We start from the raw sequence: 18,369 nt of genomic DNA on the forward strand, positions 1-18,369 counted from the left end.
TTTTAACCATTAATGAAATCAGATGTTTCTTTTAAAGCCATTTTTAAATGAATTTGCGCTTGTGAATGATATAAATCATCTACTACTACATTTTCAAAATTCACTCTAGCTTCATTAAAATTTTGAAGCCCTAAACATCCTAATCCAATTAAAAACTGACAATGAATTTTATTCCTTTGATCTAAGTCTTCATCCCATATTAATAAGTCTGGTAAAGAGACTGCAAAATAATCTAGTTTTACATGATCTTTAATATGTGTTTTACCATAATTAATAAGGTTTTCAAATCGTTCGTTAGCCTCAGAAGTATTTCCGAGTTTTAATAGTGCTAATCCTTGATAAAAAATCTTATCAGGCTGCTGGTCATTATAAAAAATGGCTTGGACAGGCTCACTCAACCCCTCAGATGCTTTTTTCCAATACTCATTTGCTAATGTCATATCGCCTAACTTTTCGTAAACACAACCCAACCAATAATGAATGTCATTTTCTTGAGTTCCAAACAATTTTCCTTCTCCCAAATTATGCGGATATGTTTGGGCAAACTCTAAACATTTTACTGCGTTTTCATAGTGTCCATTAGCAAGGTGTTCTTTGGCTAATTCAATATTATTAGAAATATGTTGCGCAGGGACTTTCCCTTCGCCTCCTTCCCAAGGATGAAATTGTCTTTTGCTTAGTAAGTCTATAGCTTCTTTATATCTGCCCTGAATTCCATAGATACTTATCCTTTCTAAATAAAGGTCATCTCGCTTTAAAACTAGCGGTAAGTTGCTCTCTAAAAGTGCTAACCTCGATGCTATAGATACATTTTGCTTTTTATTTAATTGGTCTAATTCCATGAGTAATCGTGGATTTTGATTATCAATAAAAAAAGCTTTTTCTAAATGTTCTCTTGCAAGGTCCTTTTTATCTTCTTTATTATAATAATACAATGCCAAGTTTCTATGGCAAATGGCATTATCATCATTATGTTTCAATGATTTTACCCAACATTCTTCAGCTAAATTATATTGCTTATTTGCATACCAAAAATTACCCAAGAAATAATTTGAGTTTGCATCTGAAGGATTAAACTTCGAAGCAGATTTTAATACAACAACCTCTTCCAGTCTATTTGGAAAACAGTAATCTAACGGCATCTCTTGTGCACGATTATAATATTTTTTAGTCTGAGCTATATTTCCTTTCTGTTCGTAGTACCAACCTATAAAATAAGGAACCATAGGATAAGATTTCATCTTGCCCTCATCATATATTTTAAGTAATTCTATAGCTTCATTATAAAAGCCGGCTTGTGCATAATCAAGCGAAAACTCGATATAATTATGCTCATAATCTCTAATTATATTTTTTAACTGAGCTAAGTCTTCTTTCTTTTTACTGAGTATATATTTTTCAAATAGAATTCCAAAGCTAAAACCATCAATATCTAAAGACTGTTCTATTAAGTTAACAGCCTCTTCATTCCTATTCAATTTTCTTAAGATGATACTCTTTAAATGTCTCGCCTTATGGTTATGCCAATTATTAATTAAAGACTTACTAACCAGTTCTAACGCTTTCTCTAAATCGCCTCTTAAACAATCTATCTGTGCCAAGTTAAAATAACCTGCATCTTGCCAAGCTGCATTCCAACATCCTTTATAAAAAGCATCATAAGCATCATCGAGCAGTCCTGAAAATTTAAGAACCAATCCTTTATTAAAATATGGCTCTCCATCGTAAGGATTAGGATTGTGTTGTGTAAGTGTCTCTATGGCTGTTTCAAAATAAGGTAAGGCCTTATCAAACCTTCCCTTACGTAAATACCACAAACCTAGAGCATTGTTATTACGAACATTTTTGGGTTCTCTAGAAATAGCTTCTTGGTAATAAACTGTAGGGTCGTAAGTAGCATGTCTATACTGTTCTAAATGCAATCCTCTTAAGTATAACTGTTCTACAGTTTCTATATCTTTAGGCTCTTCGGCTGCTTTTGCTGCTTCTGGTATTTCTTCTGAAGTTGCTTTATTATTAGACCAGGATACTAAAAGTTTATCTTTCTCATTGTATATATTAACTGATAAATTATTTCTATCAGCATCTTTTAATAAAATCTGACGTTCAAATACTGATGCCGGATTCATATCTAGTACTTCCTGAAAAACTACTTTATCTTCTGTTTGAAGGACTATTTTTAGATTTGTAAAAATGCCAGTAACGTACACTTTTAATAAGGCATCCTCCCCTTCAACTTCCAAATTTAGCAGTACATCTTTAGTTGCATTTTTTACTACACCTACATTATAATAGGGCATAAAATATTGTTTAAAGCTCTTTTCTTCATAAGGATGCATCCAAGCGAAATCTGGTTGATTATCTGTATAAACTCCACACATTAATTCTATATATGGGCCGTCCTTATCTGTTAAATTTCTATCCCAGGCTTGACCAAAATCGCCATTTCCCCAAGTCCATTGTTTTTTACCCGGCGATACATGGTGATCTGCTACATGCAACAAACCTCCTTTGCTATCATTTTCATACCCTCCAACAAAATTATATTCTGAAGTAATTGCCATATAAGAAGTTGGAACTGGAATATTCTTATACCTTGAAATATCAGTTCCAGGAGCATAATCAACTTTATAATATTCTCCCTTGGCAATCGGAAATTCCGAAACATCTCTTTTTCCATGATCAAAAACAGCGTTTACATCTGGTGGGAATACCGATTGATAGTGGTCGTTTACTGCCACTGCAGGGTTTGCCCACCAAAGAAAATTTTGCGGATGGGGTGTTCTATTATATAACTGTGCATTAATCTCTAAGTATGCCTTATCTGGATGTAAAGTAAATCCGGCCATTCCTTTTGTTCGGAACATTCTTTCCAGTTCACTTACCCAAACAGTAACACTCCCATCCGCATTTTCCTTAATTATACTATCCACAGGGTCATACGTACTTGGACGGTGATGCTGAGGCCAGTTAAATTCTATTCCCCCAGAAATCCAAGGCCCTGTTAAACCAACTAAAGCTGGCTTAATTACATGATTATAATACACAAAATGTCTTCCTCTTATTTTATCATAAGCCATTTGTATTCTACCTCCCAAAGCTGGAAGTACCATTATTTTAATATAATCGTTTTCTATGTAAATTACGTCCCACTCCTTATCAACCTTAGTATCACTAATTTCTTCTATTACCGGATGTGGATAGACAGAACCACTACTTGCTTGATACACGCGTTTTTCTAAAAATACAGGGTATTTTTCGGGTGCTCCAACTTCATACGTAGGGATCACTATTCTTTCTTTCCAAGCTTTAACTTTTGCCATACTACATCTTTTAATAGGACTTCATAAAAGTCCTCTATAATTATATTTTCTATTTTAAAACTTTAATTAAAGAGGCCTTTGATCTCTTCCTCTTTTAATTTAACTTTAGGATTAAACTGCTCACCTACCATATATCTCTTTAAACTATACAATAATTGTTGTGCTTCTAATCTATCCTCTAGGTTAGAATGTAAATCAACTCCAGAAATCAATAATTTACCTTTCCCTACTGCTGCTTCAAATAATAAGGCTGTTCTTCTATTTTCAAACCAATCGTCTATAACCCGAACGATAGGGGATAATTCCGTAGTAAATTCATCTAAAATAATAGCGTTAGAATGACTCATAGCATCCCACCATTGCCAATTAGAATGGTATTCTGTAGGGAAGTCTTTTAATGCAGGATGATTAGGATTACAAAGGATACCCAACGTATGAGGTTTCTGTCTATTTGTCCAAGACGTATTCCAAAATATACTAGAAAAGCCCACACCTATATCTCCTCCTTTTTCAGGCTTAACATCTCCTTTATTAATATTATACAATACATTACCACCATCTGTTAAATACTGTAAAGTAGCGGCATCCAATTTATCTGTAACGCGTATAGATTCTTCTCCTGAGATCTTATCCTTATCTCTTGGATATACCCATACATCCCACCTATTCTTATGACCGTTAACCAATACAGTTAACGTAAGTTTTGTAGCTACGCTTATTTCTTTAAGAGCGATATCTATGGCTCCTAATGAAATTCCATTTCCTATTGGAATATTTTTTTTATTGAATTCTCCTTCTGAAAAAACAGCTCCATCTTTAGTAGTTAATTTCCATGAAGGTGTAACATTATCTAAAGGTTTAGCTCCATAATGTGCTATTTCTACAGCAGCTTTTAAATTCTCCGTATTATAAAAAACTCGCTTATCTAATCGCACTAATGGAACCGTTTCGCTACAGAACTCACGATATTCTTCTGGAGACACGTATCCTTTCTCATCCCAAAAAGCATCCAAAACACCTACTAAAGCTGTTCCTTGCCCAGGAAAGTCATGTAAATCTAAAAGTTGAAAACCAGCGAAATCTTTAGTTCGTAGCGCCGCTTCAATATCTGCTTTATAACAAATAGTTTGTAACTTACCAGATGCTAACAGCAAGCTATCTGCTAATGCTCCCATATGATTCTCTTCAAGTGTTCCCTGGAAAATCTCAAAATTCTTAGGCTTTAAAACCCCTGTATATTTTGACATTTCTTTGAAATTAGGATACACACACCACTGTCCAATTTCATGAGCAACATGTGGCATTGGCGTCTCCTCAACGATTTTATTATAATCGAATCTGGTTTGTGGTGGTTTACTATTTATCACACTTTTCAATTGTTCATCCCAATGCTGAATTCTTGGTTCTGCACTGTTATAGTAATCAGCGTTCTCTATAAATGGCCAACCAGCTCCACTAGTAAAAACCTTAGTATTGTCTACCTTTTTAAAATGATTTACAAAATCAATTAAATACTCTTTATGATGATCTCCACTTGGCTCATTTCCATAGGCCATCATCACAAAAGAAGGATGATTACCGTAAGTGTCTATTATGTTTTGTGCTTCTTTATAAAGCCATTTATCTATAGGTGCTCCATCTCCTATTTCTGCCCAGGCAGATGCCTCAACTTGTAAATAAATCCCTGCAGCATCAGCTGCTTTAAAAGCAGCCTCTGGAGGACAATAAGAGTGAAAACGCATATGATTTAAACCATGATTTTTAATGGTTTCCATAATGTGCTCCCAAGAAGCTACATCTGTTGGAGTATACCCTGTTAATGGAAAAATAGCACATTCTAATGTTCCTCTTAAAAACACACTTCTTCCATTTATGGCAAACTGTTTCCCTTTTGCTTTAAATTCACGCATTCCAAAATCTATCTGCTCAGAATCTATCCCTCCTTTACTTTCTAGAGCTAAATCCATTTGATATACATTAGGATTAAACTCATCCCAAAGTGAAGGATTGTCACCCATTTGGTAAGTAATACTGATTTTATTAATGCCTTTTTTAAGTTGAACTTTTTCGGTTTTAGGTGCTAAATTATCTTTAAGACTACCGACTCCGTTAGCTGTTAAGGTTACTGTCGCGCCCTCTACAATCTCTTCTGTTTGGTTTATAATTATTGTATTTACTACTACCAGCTTATTTTCAACATCAGGAATAATTTTAACCTTATCTAAGTATACTTTTGGCGTAACTTCCAAATTAATAGCCCCCACAACACCATTCCAATTGGTCTGCGTGTTATCAGAAACACTATGCGCATCTATTCCAACATCAATATCTTTTATACGGTTATCTATCCTTAAAGTTAGCGTGTGCACTCCCGGTGTTAGTAAATTACCTATAGAATAAATATGTGGCGTACCCAAATTATTATTCATACCCACTTTATTATTATCTACCCAAAGTGTAGTTTCCCAATGTGCCCGTTCAAGGCTTAAGTTGATATTTTTATTATCCCAGTTTTCAGGTATAATTACCTTCTTTTGGTACCATGCAGATCCGTAATAGACTTTCTCTGGCTGCAACCAAAAGGCTATTTTAATATTATCTGGCTCTCTATACTTAGCCATTTTCGGACTCTGGTACCAAAGGCTATCATTCCAAAAATTACCTGTCCAATGTGTATTTATAGTTACATCGTCACCTTTGCCATTCTCAGCCATAGAACCTGGTAGGTCTATAGTATCATCAAGTGCTTTTGAGAACCATTCCTCCTTTTCACCTTGATCCAAAGAATCAATTTTAAAGTCCCATGTACCTTGAAGGTCTATAACGGTTGTATGCTGTTGAGAACAAGAGTAAAATAAAAGTCCTATAAAAAAAGAATTAATAATTACTCCCAATGTTTTTAAAAATAATTTCATAGTGTTGGTTTTTAATTTCCGGCAGTATTCCATTTAAAATAGGCTTCAAATATTGCGTCTGCTACAAGTTGATGTCCCTTTTGATTTATATGATTCTTTTGAGCCATAAAACTAGACAGCTCTTCTGTTTTTGCTAACTCCTTAAATATTTTATAATCGTCTACTAATCCAACATTATATTTTTTTGCGAGTACTCTTATTTGCTCACTGTACTTAGCTAGCTCACTGTTATCTCGCAATATATCTTCATGCAAATCTGGAGTTGGTGTAAGTAAAATAACTTTTGTTCCATAAGCCAAAGCTTCTGCTATCATCTGCTCCCAAGCAATTTTTGTGCGTTCCAAACCTATACTCCTGTCATTTAAAGCATAATCGATAAAAAGTACATCAGGTTTATAGCTAAGAACTTCCTCTTTAAACCTTAGCGCTCCTTGTTCTGATTGTTCTCCTCCAATAGAAGTAGTAATCGTATTAACTACCGAGTATGGATAATGGTCATTAACTTTTTTTAAGGTCCGAAATGGATAAGAACTTAAGCGATCCGTAACCCCTTTAGTCAAAAAACCAGTTGGAACAGAATGTCCATGAAAGACAAGGTTTATCGTTTTATTTTTTGGCCAAGCAAGGCGCAATTCATTTTTAAGCGAATCTAGATAACTCCCATCTGCAACTTGTTGCGCATTCAAAGTACCTACTATTAAAAACAATCCTATACTTAAAGTTCTTATTGTATTTTTTAGAAATCTATTCATTATTTTTAGTTAATTCAATTTCAATTTCTTCAAGACTTTTCCCTTTTGTTTCTGGTAGTTTCTTTTTAATAAACAGATACCCAAGTACGCAAATACCACTATATACCCAAAAGGTACCATAAGCTCCGAGCAAATCATTTAGTATGGGAAAAGTAAACGTGAGTATAAAAGAAGCTATCCAAAGTGAAAAGGTAGCAATAGACATAGCTATTCCTCTTAATCGGTTTGGGAAAATCTCAGATAATACTACCCAAGTAAGAGGGGCTAGAGACATTGCATAAATTGCGATTGCTGTAATCACTAAAAGTAAAACTGGCCAGCCATTAAACTCAAAATAATAGGCTCCTCCTAAAATGGCGTAAACCAATGCAAGACCAATGGAACCAAAAAGCATTAATTTTCTTCGTCCCCAGCTATCCACTGTTCTCATTGCTACAAAAGTGAAAATTAGATTTACACTCCCCGTGATTATTATATTGAATAGCATGTCTCCTACACTATAACCTGCAGCTGCAAAAATCTCTTGTGCATAATTAAAAATGATATTAATTCCACACCATTGTTGAAAAAATGCTAAAACAATTCCAATAACAAGAACCGGACGAATGTTTGGTTTTAATAATTCAGAAAGTCTAATTTTACTCATATCACTTTGCAAGGTTGCACACATACATTCTAGTTCTTTGGCAGCGTATTCTTTCCCTCCAATATTTTCTAAAACAATTAAAGCACGGTCGTTTTTATTTATTTTAGCTAAAAATCTAGGACTCTCGGGTACTAGAAACATCAAAAAGAAAAATAATCCTGCTGGAATAAGCTCCATCCAAAACATCCATCTCCATCCTAATTGTCCATTCCATGAAGTTAGTATTTCTGTATTCCCAAAAGCATCAGGAATAGGTTCTGCAATGGCGTAGTTAGCAATTTGAGCCGCCAGAATACCTATCACAATTGTAAGCTGATTAATTGCTACAAACTGTCCGCGGTATTTTGCAGGTGCAATTTCTGCTATATACATTGGAGATAGTGTAGAGGCTAAACCTATACCTAAACCTCCTATTAATCTATATATTATAAAAGGAGTAAAACTATCTGCATACCCAGTTCCAAAGGCGGAAATTGCAAATAAAGATGCTGCTAATATTAATGGTTTTTTTCTACCGTATCTATCTGCTACTATCCCTGAGAGTACGGCTCCTAAAACACAACCTATCAAAGCACTACTCATTGCCCAACCTTGTATAGAAGGTAGCGTAGAAATTTCAAAGTAAAGTTCATAAAAAGGTTTTGCACCGCCAATTACTACCCAATCGTATCCAAAAAGAAAACCTCCCATAGCAGAAACAAGTGCTAAAAAGAGTAGGTATATGAAATTGAAATTCTTTATTTCCATTTACTTGAGGTATTTATATTTAGGTTTTATTTTAATATCCATACAAATGAGATTACACTTCTAGGCTTAATCTTTATTCTGAATAGCTTCTATGCCTAATTTATTGTCATTAGAAGTTTCTATAAAACTTGCCTAAACAGAAATTAATTAGTTGCCGAAAATGGTTTTCGCTTCTGATTGATCTTAGGCTAACAATATAACTTCTTTAGTCTTTTGTTACTTTACTGTTCCACCAATCCTTGTTAGGCTGATAGGTCTTAGAAAACATTTCTAGCCGCTCATTCTCCAATCTTGGCATCAATTCCTCTTCTCTATCTTGATGTTGTTTATTTGCTAAATCTTCATCAAACTTTGGATCTTTAGACGGGAAGTTTGCGTTTACAGATTTTAAATAACTCATTAATTCTTTCGCCATCACTTCAGAACGCTCCGTTTCTTGTTTTGCAATATCGTGTTGTTCTCCAGCGTCATTTTTTAAATTATAAAGCTCATTCCTATCGTCCTCATAGTAATGTATTAACTTATAATCTCCCTTTCTAATAATTGAGGAAGGTTCCCCTCCTTGATTTCCATAATGAGGATAATGCCAAAATAAAGCCCTGTCATTTAACTTTCCTTTTTCAAAAAGTGGCTTTAAACTAACCCCATCTTGTGTTTGATCTGGCATTTGATTTAAATCTGCAAAGTCTAATAATGTAGGATAAAAATCTGCCCCTGTAACAGGAGTATCTATATGTTTTGGCGCATTCCTTAAATAAGGAACTTTTATAAAATAAGGCTCACGAATACCCCCTTCCCATTGATAACCTTTACCGCCACGCTCGGGAAGATTCGTTGTAGAAAATGCATCTCCTGAAGCTACGCCTCCATTATCTGAAGTAAATACTACAATTGTATTTTCTTCTAGGCCTAATTCTTTTAATTTTTTAAGAACTATCCCTACGGCTAAATCCATCTGCTCAATTAAACCAGCATATACTGGATTATCTTGCTGCGTTCGGATTGGAAGCACGCGCTCCATTGTATAACCTGAAGACGCAAACCCTTGTTTTTCAGACTTATCACGATATTTACTCCATTTTTCTTCTGATGTCTGTATAGGACCATGAACGGCATAAAATGACAACATTGCGAAGAAGGGTTTATTTTTATTAACTTCAATAAACTTATTCGTTTCTTTAGCTAATCTCATTGATAAATTCTCACCTACCTCTTCGTTTGGAAGTTTTGGATTATCCCAAGGAGAAAAATAACCTCCTTTAGGGCTACCTACATCCCATCCTCCTTTATTATAATCGAACCCATTATTCTCTGGCGTTGAAGGCTCATCTCCTAAATGCCATTTTCCAGCAAAAAAAGTAGTATATCCTCCTGCTTTCAAGGCTTCTGCAAGTGTTGTATCATCAGGTCGTAATGCATGATTATAAGCAGCCGGTAAGACTTTATCATTATGACCCTGTGCTCTCCAGTCCTTACCTGCTGCGGCTCCTATCCAATCGGTAACTCCATGCCTAGCCGTAAACTTACCCAACATAATACTAGCACGAGAAGGACTACACACTCTACTCGCAGCATATCCTTGTGTAAAAACAGTGCCTTCTTTGGCTATCTTATCTATATTCGGAGTTTCATAATATTCACTACCGGTTACACTTAAGTCATGAAGACCTAAATCATCTGCGAGAATAAAAACAATATTTGGTCTCTTAGTTTCCGCTATGGTTTCTTTGGAGTCTTTGTTTTTACAACCAACTATAAAAACAGCTGCAAAACAAAGAATACTAACTACCAATCTAAACAAACTATCTCTTTTCATTAATTATTAATTCTAATGCTGGATTATTATCTATGTATGCATAATCAAATTAAAACATAGATTTTTATTGCTTTGTTATTCATCGTTAAAGAAACGTAATGAACAGTGCAATATTTACTACAAAGTAAATAATTTTCAATAAATCATATAAAATATTACATATCACATATTGTTTAATTACATAATATCAAAAATAGATAATAAAAGAAATAAAAAAAATAGACGCTAAAGTGAAAAACATAGACATTATTACTTTATTTTGAAAACATCTGAACTTCTATAAATATTATGAAGAGTCGCATAATATTTATAATTGAAAAATTAAACCTAACTACTAAATAAGCACTAATATTGATTTAATATTATTCAAACACATAGGAATAAAGCAAAAAAAACATGGGCAAACTACTAAAATAACCTGCCCATGCCAATAATATATTACCAATCTGGATTCTGCTCAATCTCAGGATTTGTATTTATCTCGCCCTGTGGAATTGGGAAATACTCATGTTTAGGCAATGTCAGAAACTCCTTCCCTTCTTTATCACTCGCATCTACTTCCTCTTGAATCATTCCCCATCTTTTTAAATCATAAAAGCGAAGACCTTCCCTAAAAAATTCTACCATACGCTGATGTCTGATTTCTTCCATCATATCAGCTTGACTTAATGATATTAACGATTCTAAATTTGCACGCTCTCTAATTCTATTTAATAAAGGCATCGCTTCAGAACTCTTTCCTTGCATAGTTAAAGCTTCTGCGTACATTAATAAAATATCTGCATAACGTAATGCTTTCTCATTTATCTCTGAAATCCAAATGCCTTCATTATCATCTCTCCAATTTTGATATTTTCTAATCATCGAATTAAAACCAAATTGTAATTCGAATTCAGAAAATGGTTTGTTATAATATTCAGCACCAGGATAATCCCATACTAAGGTAGCATACATTCTAGGGTCAAAATCTCCAGTAATGGTTTTCTCTTCTTGAAATTCTTCAAATATTTTGTTGGTAGGAAACGCCTCAAACCAACCAGCTACTTCTGCAGGTGCAAACTCCTGAGCGGTTGTAACTCCCTGAGATTCATCTGCATTTTCTCCGGCCCACGGTGCAGTGCCTCCAACGTTTTGGTTCTGTATTTCGAATAAAGATTCTATATTATTATCATTCCCTGCAACAAAATTATCACCATAATCTGGTAACAAATCATAATTAAAAGGAGCCTTTGACATCCCCTTTGTTGTAGCCAACATAGAGAATTCTACTTCAGCTTCAGCCCATTTCTCTTGATACAAATAAGCTTTACCTAAGTAACCAATTGCAGCACCTTTAGTAGCTCTACCAACCCATTGTGAAGGATATGTAACTGGCAAGCCATTAACGGCATCACTTAAATCTGCTTCTATCCGCTTCCAAACCTCTTCTTCTGAAGAATTTGCAACAAAATAATCCTCTCTTGTTTGTGGCACAGTTGTAAAAATAGGAACCGATTCAAAATTGATCACTAGGTGAAAATAATTAAGTCCTCGTAAAAATTTTGCTTCTGCAATATAGGCCTGCTTCTTACTATCTGAAATATTAACATCATCTATATTAGCAAGAATCTGATTAGCTCTTAAAATCCCCGTGTAGCATCCAGTAAAAATACCGCTAGGCGTTCCAGTTGTAGGTGTATTAGTAAATGTAGATAGCTCATATAAACTTTTAACATCATTCCTAATGAAGAAATCATCTCCCCTTCCATTAGTTAGTTCGACTCCACGAACACCCCAATACCCATTATCTACTTGCTTAAACATCTTATAGGTTGCAGCAAATGCAGAAAGCACATCAGCATCGGTTTTCCAAAAATTCTCCTGCGTTACCACATTTGGATTTATCTGCTCTAGTTCATCAGTACACCCTATTAAAGATATAAGGAGAGTGGCTATGTATATATATTTTTTCATAATCATTAATGTTTTATCCTTAAAATGTAAATTGAACTCCAGTTAAAAATGTTCTAGAAAGTGGATAAGCTACATGCCCAAAATCAACACCTCTATTTAATACAGAGCCGGCTCTACCTAAATCTGGATTATATCCTTTATAATCTGTAATTGTAAAAATATTATCCAAACTTATATACAAACGACATTTGCTTATTCTAGCCTTTTTTAATGCAGATTCTGGCAACGTAAATCCTAATTGGAGTGTTTTGAATCTAAAGTAAGAACCGTCTTCTAAAAATCGATCGGAAGTTCTTGAATTTGAATTTGGATCATTGATAACCGGCCTAGGGATATCTGTATTTTGATTTGTAGGAGACCATGCATTTAGTGTAGAAGAAGCATAATTAAACTCTAAATTCATCCCTTCTAAATCTTGTCTTAATCCATTATAAATCATATTGCCCTGCGTCCCTTGAAAGAACATATTTAAATCAAAATTTTTCCAACCTAGATTAGCACCAAATCCATAAGAAAAGTCTGGATTAGGGCTTCCTAAATACTGACGATCATCTTCATCAATCTGCCCATCTTCGTTATAATCTATATACCTAATATCTCCAGGCTGAGCATTCGGCTGGATTAACTGCCCGCCACTCTCATGAGAACTAACTTCCTCATCAGAATTAAAAATACCGTCTGTTTTAATTAAATAAAAAGCCCCTACAGGTAGGCCAGCTTGGGTAACTGTCGCTGCAGCTCCATGATGCGTTGGTTGCCCACCAAAAATTTGTTGAGAACCAGTTCCTAAAAAGTCTACTTGGTTATCTATAGCAGAAAGCGTTCCAGTAAGACTATATGAAAAATTCTCATGAGAGTCTCCAAAAGTTAAGGCCGTTTCGAAACCTTTATTCGTAATCTGACCTGCATTTATATAAGGACTATTACTGCTTGCTCCTGTTGATAATGGAATTGGAACTTGCAATAATACATCTGAGTTTTCCTTAACAAAATAATCAAATATGAAATTTAACTTATGATTAAAAAATGTGAAATCTGCACCTACATTAAAAGTTTTTGAAGTTTCCCATTTTATATCTGGAGTTGCAAAAGCAGTTTGAATAGCTCCCGGCCATAGCGCCTGCCCCTGCCCTGTAACGTAATTTGTGTTTAAACTAATAGCTGGACTATATCTGTAATCGGCAAATTCTTGATTTCCTAAAACTCCATAGCTCATTCTAAACTTAGCAACATTTACTGTAGACTTAATTCCCTCAAAAAAAGACTCATTAGATATATTCCATGCAAATGCTATTGATGGGAAGTTACCATATCTATACTCACTCCCAAATCGAGAAGAACCATCCCTTCTAATAATTCCTGTTAACACATAACGATCATCAAAAGAATAAGTTAGTCTACCCAAATAAGAAACCAGTGCATTTTCCCATGCATTACTTCCAGAAGCAATATTAGTAGTCCCAGCATCTAAAACATAAACACCTGGAGGCATACCACTTTTACTACCACTCAACCCTCTATATTCTGTATTTTGAAAAGTAAAACCTGCTAAAGCATTTATACTATGCTTGCCAAATGTTTTATCATAGTTTACCGTGTTTTCCGCCAAAGTATAACCTGTTTCTCCTCGAGACTCAAAAAGATCAGCATCCAAATTAGTAAACAAGCTTCCAACTTCATATGGATATGTATATTGATAATTATAAGAATTTGTGTTTGTATACCCTACATTCAATTTATACTGTAATCCGTCTACAATATCTATTTCAGCAAAAGCATTTATTATCACTTTTTTAGTCTCTCCTTCTGGAGTTTCTAAATTTAGTTGCGCCACTGGGTTTGCTACATTAACAACAGGCCCATAAGCCCCTCCATAACCACCTACAGCATCTGAATTATAAACATCAAAAACTGGAATCATCTTTGGAGCAGAACCTACCGGATTACCTCCTTGACCTCCCCATCCACCTGGCATATTTCTCCAGTATTCCTTAGATAAAATCACAGTTTCTCCAATCTTAATACGTCCTTTTGTAAAGGAAGACTTTAAACGTAGATTCCAACGATTATAAGAGGTCTTTTTAACAATCCCCTCTTGATCAACATATCCTCCTGAAACACTGTAATTATAATTATCTCCACCTCCACTTGCAGAAAGATTGTAATTCTGGATTGGCGCTGTTCTGTATATTTCATCTTGCCAATCTGTCCCTTTCCCCAAAGAAGATGGATTATCAGCAATATCTAAACGAGCAAGTCCTGCATTGTCGTGAGCAAGATTACTTACAGTTGCCCACTGCGATGCATTTAACACATCCAGCTCCTTAACAATATTTTGGAAACCATAATAAGTACTGAAATCTATAACATTCTCTCCACCCCTTCCAGATTTTGTCGTTATTATAACAACTCCGTTGGCTGCCCTAGACCCATAAATCGCAGCTGCAGAAGCATCTTTTAGAATATCCATGGAAGAAATATCTGTAGGATTTAAATTATTTATATCACCTACCTGAACACCATCTACTATATATAAAGGACTGTTATTCCCTAACGAACCAGTTCCTCTAATTAGAATCCTAACTCCAGACCCAGGATTACCCCCCGCAGATTCCACTTGCACACCAGCTACCTTACCTTGTAAAGATTTTACTACCGTATTAGATCCTTCTGTAACAATATCCTCAGCTTTCACAGAAGACAATGCTCCTGTTACTTTCTCCCTTTTTTGAGTACCATAACCAACCACCACCACTTCATCTAATTGCTCAAAATCTTCATTTAGCACAACATCGATTTTGTTTTCACCATTAGTCGCAATCATTTGGGATTTAAAGCCCATATAAGAGTACTCTAATACAGACACTGATGACACATTCTTGATTTCATAATTACCATCAAAATCTGTAACCACTCCATTCGAAGTGCCTTGCTCAATAACATTTACGCCAGGAATTGGCGTCCCTTTAGAGTCTTTAACAGTTCCTAAAACTGTTTCTTGTGAGACTCCATTAGTATACACTAAAAGTGTTAGAAAAATTAACATCACTTGTTTCATATGTCTATATAATTGGATTTAAATAATTTAATAACTGATATAGGTTAAAATCGACAAAAAGAAGCTAAAAACATAGACTAAACTACTTCTTATCATTTAATTCGGTTTTAAAAAGACTCTAAGGAAAATATTACTAATAAAATATCATTTAAATAATTTTAACCTTTAATTATTATAATTATAACATGTAATTAATACTTTTAATCAAATATATATAATATATAGAATTATGAAATGGACACAAAGATTTAATAGATGGATAATATTACTTTAAAAGAAGGATTTTTGGGACAGAAAATGATTGCTTTTCCAAAATCTATTATAGAAATGGTAAAAACTAATCCTATAACAAGGTGCTTCTACGTCAGTGATTTAGGCTATTACCCAGAAGCAGACCACCATTATAGACTGAGAAAAAAAGGATCAAATCAATATATCTTTATATATTGTATTAAAGGGAAAGGACAAATTAATGTTAACAACACTTCTTCTATAATTCTCCCCAATCAATTTTTTATTATTCCAGAAAATACAATGCATGAATACAAAGCCGATGAAGAAGACCCATGGAGCATATATTGGATTCATTTCAAAGGATTTCTTGCGGATGAGCTATATCGTAGGTATAAAACTAATATAGAAAACTCTAAAGATATTCCGTTTTCGAGTCAGAAAGTAGCCTTATTCGACAACATTTTTAATCTATTTAATAGCAACTATAAAGAGCATCAAATAGAATATGCTAATATACTAAGCTTAAATTTTGTTAGCTCTTTTCTCTATAACAGCCCCGAAAGTAACCTCAATAACCAAAAAAAAGAAACTACAATAGATGGAGTCAAAGAATATTTATTAGAGAATTTAGATAAAAATCTGAAGTTAAAAGATATTGCTTCAAAATTCAATTACTCCGCTTCTTACTTACACAGTAAGTTTAAAAACGAAACTGGATATCCTATATTAGTATTTTTCAACTTAAAAAAAATACAAAAAGCCTGCGAATATTTAAATTATACCGATCTCAGTATTAAAGAAATCAGTTTTAAAATGGGATTTAAAGATCCTTTGTACTTTTCTAGGATATTTAAAAAATATATGGAATTATCTCCGAGAAAATATAAAAAAAACCAACGTAAAAAGTAGTTTGGGCCTACACCAATGATGCTGAAAACAAACACAAAAAATAAAATCAACTGTAACGGTATTCCTGTAAATCTTAAAGCGCATTTCTAAAAGAAGAAAATAATGTCCATTATAAAAAGCAAAAAACTCCGTATTTTCATACAGAGCTTTTTTTGTGACCTCGCCAGGATTCAAACCTGGAACCTTCTGAGCCGTAATCAGATGCGCTATTCAGTTGCGCCACGAGGCCTTTAACACACATTCAGATGTTTCTAAACGCGGGTGCAAATATAATATTTTTTTTGAAACAAATCAAACTATTTGAAAATTTTATAAAAGCTTATTTTTGAAACATGAAAAATCTCATTGAGCAGAAATTCGGACACTTATTTAGTGACATCATAATCAAGGAACTGATAGAGTTTGGTACTTTAAAAAAGCATAACCAGCATGATATTATTATGGATATCGACCAAGAATTACATGCTGTTCCATTAATAATAAGTGGTACTGTAAAAATATTACGAGAAGATGAAAGTGAAAAAGAACTCCTCCTCTATTTCTTGGAAGAAGGAGATACCTGTGCCATGTCTCTTACATGCTGTTTAAAAAAAGCTAAAAGTAAAATTAGAGCTGTTGCAGAAAAAGATGCTGAAATTCTATTTGTTCCAGCTCATAAAATACAAGAGTGGTTTGATACGCAAGCTAGCTGGCGTAATTTTATATTAGAAAGTTATCAAGTACGTTTTAATGAAATGTTAGAAACTATAGATACTCTTGCTTTCTTAAAAATGGACGAACGCCTAGAAAAATATCTGTCTGACAAGGTGAAAATTAAAGGTGATACTATCCTAACAATCACCCATCAAGAAATCTCCGAAGACCTCAACACTTCTAGAGTTGTAGTTTCAAGACTCCTAAAAAAATTAGAAAACGAATCGGTTATAAAATTATACAGAAATAAAATAGAGGTTTTAAAGTTTTAGAAGTTAAGTAACATTCATTACAAAGCCTTCTATAGAAGTACTGTACTTTTGTATAAATAATCGTCAAGAAATGAATTTTATATTAAATCCATGGCCGTGGTATGTATCTGGGCCACTCATTGCACTCGTTATGTTTACCCTTATTTACTTCGGAAAAACTTTCGGGATGTCTTCAAACTTAAGAACTTTTTGCACCATTGCTGGTGCAGGTAAAAAAAGTGAATTCTTTAATTTTAAATGGCAAGACCAAAAATGGAACCTTATGGTTGTTCTCGGTACTGTTATTGGAGGTTTTATAGCTCATTTTTTCCTCTCAAACGAAACGAACATCTTACTAAACCCACAAACAGTGGAAAAGCTTCAGACTTTTGACTTTGAAAATATAGGAAAAACATTACTTCCAATGGAAATATATGGTTGGGAGGCTGTATCTACATTAAAAGGGTTTTCAATTCTTGTTATCGGAGGTTTTTTAGTAGGCTTTGGAACTCGCTATGCGGGAGGTTGTACCTCTGGTCATGCTATAACTGGTTTGAGCACACTTCAGATTCCTTCACTAATCGCTATAATAGGCTTTTTTATTGGCGGATTGATAATGACTCATTTAATTATTCCATTAATTTTTTAAACTAGAAACATGAAATATCTAAAATTTATAGTCACTGGTATTTTCTTCGGAATTGTTCTCGTAAAATCAGAAGCTGTTTCTTGGTATCGCATTTTTGAAATGTTCAGGTTTGAATCATTCCATATGTACGGAATTATTGGAAGCGCTGTTGTTACAGGCATTATTCTAATCCAAATCATCAAAAGAAAGAAAATAAGAAGTATAGAAGGCAATCCTATTATTATTCCTAATAAGGATAAAAGTATCGCTCGTTATTTAATTGGAGGCTCTCTATTTGGCCTTGGATGGGCCTTAGCTGGCGCTTGCCCTGGTCCAATGTATATTTTGCTAGGAACAGGTGTTTTCTCTATGATAATTGTTATTATTGCAGCCGTTTTAGGAACCTTCGTTTACGGAATGGTAAAAGACAAACTCCCTCACTAA

At 34.1% G+C, this 18,369-nt stretch carries 11 protein-coding genes and 1 tRNA gene; 4 read left to right on the forward strand and 8 right to left on the reverse strand.

The window, feature by feature from the left end; all coding sequences use genetic code 11:
• Positions 1-2: 2 nt before the first annotated feature.
• The 7 genes from ACN0TY_RS10825 to ACN0TY_RS10855 all read right to left on the reverse strand — a co-directional run bounded on the left by ACN0TY_RS10825 (position 3) and on the right by ACN0TY_RS10855 (position 15,210).
• Positions 3-3,323, reverse strand: coding sequence for a DUF5107 domain-containing protein (locus ACN0TY_RS10825; RefSeq protein ID WP_417444503.1), 3,321 nt, complete (start codon positions 3,321-3,323; stop codon positions 3-5).
• A gap of 62 nt (positions 3,324-3,385) precedes the next feature.
• Entirely contained in the window at positions 3,386-6,238 is a 2,853-nt protein-coding gene (locus tag ACN0TY_RS10830) for a sugar-binding domain-containing protein (protein ID WP_417444504.1), read from the reverse strand.
• A gap of 11 nt (positions 6,239-6,249) precedes the next feature.
• Positions 6,250-6,990, reverse strand: coding sequence for an SGNH/GDSL hydrolase family protein (locus tag ACN0TY_RS10835; protein WP_417444505.1), 741 nt, complete (start codon positions 6,988-6,990; stop codon positions 6,250-6,252).
• Positions 6,983-8,383 (reverse strand): sugar porter family MFS transporter, encoded by a 1,401-nt coding sequence (locus ACN0TY_RS10840; protein ID WP_417444506.1) that lies wholly within the window; start codon positions 8,381-8,383, stop codon positions 6,983-6,985. Before ACN0TY_RS10840 ends, ACN0TY_RS10835 begins: the two co-directional genes overlap by 8 nt.
• Before the next feature lie 205 nt (positions 8,384-8,588).
• Entirely contained in the window at positions 8,589-10,199 is a 1,611-nt protein-coding gene (locus ACN0TY_RS10845) for a sulfatase (RefSeq protein ID WP_417444507.1), read from the reverse strand.
• A 438-nt stretch (positions 10,200-10,637) separates the two neighbouring features.
• Entirely contained in the window at positions 10,638-12,152 is a 1,515-nt protein-coding gene (locus ACN0TY_RS10850) for a RagB/SusD family nutrient uptake outer membrane protein (RefSeq protein WP_417444508.1), read from the reverse strand.
• A gap of 19 nt (positions 12,153-12,171) precedes the next feature.
• Positions 12,172-15,210: a SusC/RagA family TonB-linked outer membrane protein gene (locus ACN0TY_RS10855; RefSeq protein WP_417444509.1), complete on the reverse strand. Its 3,039-nt coding sequence runs from the start codon at positions 15,208-15,210 to the stop codon at positions 12,172-12,174.
• Between the two features lie 255 nt (positions 15,211-15,465).
• Between ACN0TY_RS10855 and ACN0TY_RS10860 the strand changes: the two genes are divergently transcribed.
• On the forward strand, positions 15,466-16,353 hold the full coding sequence (locus tag ACN0TY_RS10860) for an AraC family transcriptional regulator (protein WP_417444510.1): 888 nt from the start codon (positions 15,466-15,468) through the stop codon (positions 16,351-16,353).
• Positions 16,354-16,508: 155 nt separating this feature from the next.
• On the opposite strand, the gene ACN0TY_RS10865 is transcribed toward ACN0TY_RS10860, so the two are convergent.
• A tRNA-Arg gene (locus tag ACN0TY_RS10865) sits at positions 16,509-16,582 on the reverse strand.
• Between the two features lie 103 nt (positions 16,583-16,685).
• Between ACN0TY_RS10865 and ACN0TY_RS10870 the strand changes: the two genes are divergently transcribed.
• From ACN0TY_RS10870 to ACN0TY_RS10880, 3 genes are all read left to right on the forward strand, one after another.
• Complete coding sequence (locus ACN0TY_RS10870) at positions 16,686-17,318, forward strand: Crp/Fnr family transcriptional regulator (RefSeq protein ID WP_417444511.1); 633 nt, start codon at positions 16,686-16,688, stop codon at positions 17,316-17,318.
• A 70-nt stretch (positions 17,319-17,388) separates the two neighbouring features.
• Positions 17,389-17,946, forward strand: a complete 558-nt coding sequence (locus tag ACN0TY_RS10875) for a YeeE/YedE family protein (protein ID WP_417444512.1) — start codon at positions 17,389-17,391, stop codon at positions 17,944-17,946.
• 9 nt (positions 17,947-17,955) lie between these two features.
• Positions 17,956-18,369 carry a DUF6691 family protein gene (locus ACN0TY_RS10880; RefSeq protein ID WP_417444513.1) on the forward strand — a complete coding sequence of 138 codons (414 nt, stop codon included), beginning with the start codon at positions 17,956-17,958 and terminating at the stop codon, positions 18,367-18,369.

It is taken from the genome of Joostella sp., from assembly GCF_048266025.1.
GTDB classification, from domain to species: domain Bacteria; phylum Bacteroidota; class Bacteroidia; order Flavobacteriales; family Flavobacteriaceae; genus Galbibacter; species Galbibacter atrarenae.